Origin of the sequence: Streptomyces sp., from assembly GCF_036566765.1 — a bacterium.
Lineage (GTDB): Bacteria > Actinomycetota > Actinomycetes > Streptomycetales > Streptomycetaceae > Streptomyces.
Map to the genome: position 1 here is coordinate 1 of NZ_DATCVQ010000035.1, position 2,984 is coordinate 2,984.

The window sequence follows — 2,984 nt, forward strand, 5'->3', positions numbered from 1 at the left end:
CGGCGCACGACGCCGGGGCCGACGGGGACTTCGAGCTGGCCGCGCCCGACCCCCGGGTCGGCGCGCTCGCGGGCGCGGGCGCGAAGGTGTGCGTCGCCTGCCGGGCCGGGCGGGTGGACGACGACGGGTACTGCGAGAACTGCGGGCACGCGCAGCCCCGCGAGCGGGACCACATGGAGCGCGAGCTGGACGCCGTCGCCGCGGTCAGCGACCGCGGGCTGCGGCACCACCGCAACGAGGACGCGTTCGCCGTGTCCGCCACCGCGCTGCCCGACGGCTCCCCCGCCGTCCTCGCGATCGTGTGCGACGGCGTCTCCTCCGCCACCCGCCCCGACGAGGCGTCCGCCGCCGCGGCGAGCGCCGCCAGCGAGGCGCTGCTCGACGCGCTGCCCCGCGGCACGCACCTCCAGCAGGCCATGCACGAGGCGATCGTCGCCGCCGCCGAAGCGGTCAACTCCCTCGCGGAGGAGCCCGGCTCGGCGCGCGACCACGACCCGCACCGGAACGCGCCCGCGTGCACCATCGTCGGCTCGATCGTGGCCGGCGGGCTGCTCGTCGTCGGCTGGGTCGGCGACAGCCGGGCGTACTGGGTCCCGGACGACCGCTCCGCCCCGCCCGCCCGGCTCACCGAGGACGACTCCTGGGCCGCCCAGATGGTCGCGGCGGGCCTGATGAGCGAGGCGGAGGCGTACGCCGACGAGCGCGCCCACGCCATCACCGGCTGGCTCGGCGCGGACGCCTACGAACTGGAGCCGCACACCGCCGCGTTCAAGCCGGACCGCCCCGGCGTGGTCGTGGTCTGCACGGACGGCCTGTGGAACTACGCGGAGGGCGCCGAGGAGATGGCCCGGGTCGTGCCGCCGGACGCGGCCGGCCGGCCGCTGCACGGCGCGCAGGTGCTGGTGGGTCACGCGCTGGACGGCGGCGGCCACGACAACGTAACAGTGGCGCTGCTGCCGTTCGCCCTGCCGCCGCAGGGGGCAGGATCGGCCTACGGCGCCCCCAGCAGCCCCACCGCGTGAGCCTTCGTACACAGGAGCCGAACTGATGGCCAACTTCTCCAAGTCGAACGTGCCGCACTTCTCGGTGGACGTGTACCAGAACGAGTTCCTGCCGGAGGGCGGGCGCGAGGTCAACGCGATCGTGACGGTCACCGCCACCGGCGGCGGCACCCTCGGCGGGGTGCCGCACCCGAGGGCGGACCCGCTCACGCAGCCCGCGACGGACCCGGCCGCCTCCGGCGCCGTCGTGATCATGGTCGACTGCTCGGGTTCCATGGACTACCCGCCGACGAAGATGCGCAACGCGCGGGACGCCACCGCCGCGGCCGTCGACACCCTGCGCGACGGCGTCGCCTTCGCCGTCGTCGCCGGGACGCACGTGGCGAAGGAGGTCTACCCCGGGGCCGGCCGGCTGGCCGTCGCCGACGACCGGACCCGCGCCGAGGCCAAGGAGGCACTGCGCCGGCTGTCCGCGGGCGGCGGCACCGCGATCGGCACCTGGCTTCGCCTCGCGGACGGCCTGCTGGCCACCGCCGACGGGGCGGTCCGGCACGGCATCCTGCTCACCGACGGCCGCAACGAGCACGAGACCCCGGCCGACCTGAAGGCCGCCCTCGACGCCTGCGCGGGCCGCTTCACCTGCGACGCCCGCGGCGTCGGCACGGACTGGGAGGTGAAGGAGGTCACCCAGATCGCCTCGGCGCTGCTCGGCACCGCCGACATCGTCGCCGACCCGTCCGGGCTGGCCGCCGACTTCACGCGGATGATGGAGTCCGCGATGGGCAAGGAGGTCGCGGACGTCCAACTGCGCCTGTGGACCCCGGTGGGCGTGGAGATCCGGTACGTGAAGCAGGTCGCGCCGACGGTGGAGGACCTGACCGACCGGCGCGCCGAGGCGGGTCCGCGGGCGGGCGACTACCCGACCGGCTCGTGGGGCGACGAGTCCCGCGACTACCACGTCTGCGTCCGGGTGCCGGAGGCCGGCGTCGGGCAGGAGATGCTGGCGGCCCGCGTGTCGCTGGTCCGCCCCGACCCGGCGGGCGGCGCCCCGCAGACGCTGTCCCAGGGTCTGGTACGGGCGGTGTGGACGGACGACATGGCCGCCTCGACCTCGATCAATCCGCAGGTGGCGCACTACACGGGCCAGGCCGAGCTGGCGCAGGCCATTCAACAGGGCCTCGACGCGCGCAAATCGGGGGATTTCGACGGTGCGACGGCCAAGCTGGGCCGCGCGGTGCAGCTCGCGGTGGCCTCCGGGAACACGGACACCGCGAAACTCCTTTCGAAGGTGGTGGACGTCGTCGACGCGGCGACCGGTACTGTGCGTTTGAAGGCGAAAATCGCGGAAGCGGACGAGATGACACTCGAAACCCGTTCCACGAAGACCGTTCGTGTGAAGAAGTAGCCGGCCGAGAAGGCCGAGGACGAGAGGGGGAAGCACCGACATGCCGACCTGCCCGAACGGACACCAGTCGGTCTCCGACGACTGGTGCGAGGTCTGCGGCCATCGCATGGCCGGGGCGGGCGCGCCTGCGGGTGCCGTACCGCCCCCTCCGCCCCCGGCGCCCGGGTACGGGTACCCGGGCGGCGACCCGAACGCCACCGCACAGGCGGAGCTCTGCCCGCAGTGCCGCACCCCGCGCGAGGCCATGGCCCCGTTCTGCGAGGAGTGCCGGTGGAACTTCCTCACCAACACGGCGACTTCGTACCAGCCGGTCGCCCCGCAGGGCATGCCCGCCCCGCCGCCCGGTCTGAACCTGCCGCCCGGCTTCCAGGCCGGTCCGGGGCCGCAGGCCCCGCCGCAGATGCCCCAGGCCCCCCGGCCGCCGGACCACTTCGACTACCAGGGCTCGCGGCCGTCGCAGATGAACCGGCCGGCCGAGCCGCTGTCCGGCGACCCGGCACAGCACCAGGGTCCGCCGCAGCACCAGGGGCCCCCGCCCCCGCCGCCCGCGTTCCAGCAGCCCGGCCCTCCGCCGCCCG

2 protein-coding genes and 1 pseudogene are annotated in these 2,984 nt (G+C 75.2%); all 3 read left to right on the forward strand.

What is annotated here, in order from left to right; genetic code table 11:
- On the forward strand, positions 1 to 1,022 hold a 1,022-nt coding region (locus tag VIU94_RS01735; RefSeq protein WP_331906736.1), incomplete at its 5' end, for a PP2C family protein-serine/threonine phosphatase.
- A gap of 25 nt (positions 1,023 to 1,047) precedes the next feature.
- Complete coding sequence (locus VIU94_RS01740) at positions 1,048 to 2,406, forward strand: vWA domain-containing protein (RefSeq protein ID WP_331906738.1); 1,359 nt, start codon at positions 1,048 to 1,050, stop codon at positions 2,404 to 2,406.
- Between the two features lie 40 nt (positions 2,407 to 2,446).
- Positions 2,447 to 2,984: pseudogene (locus VIU94_RS01745) on the forward strand (FHA domain-containing protein); the annotation flags it as partial.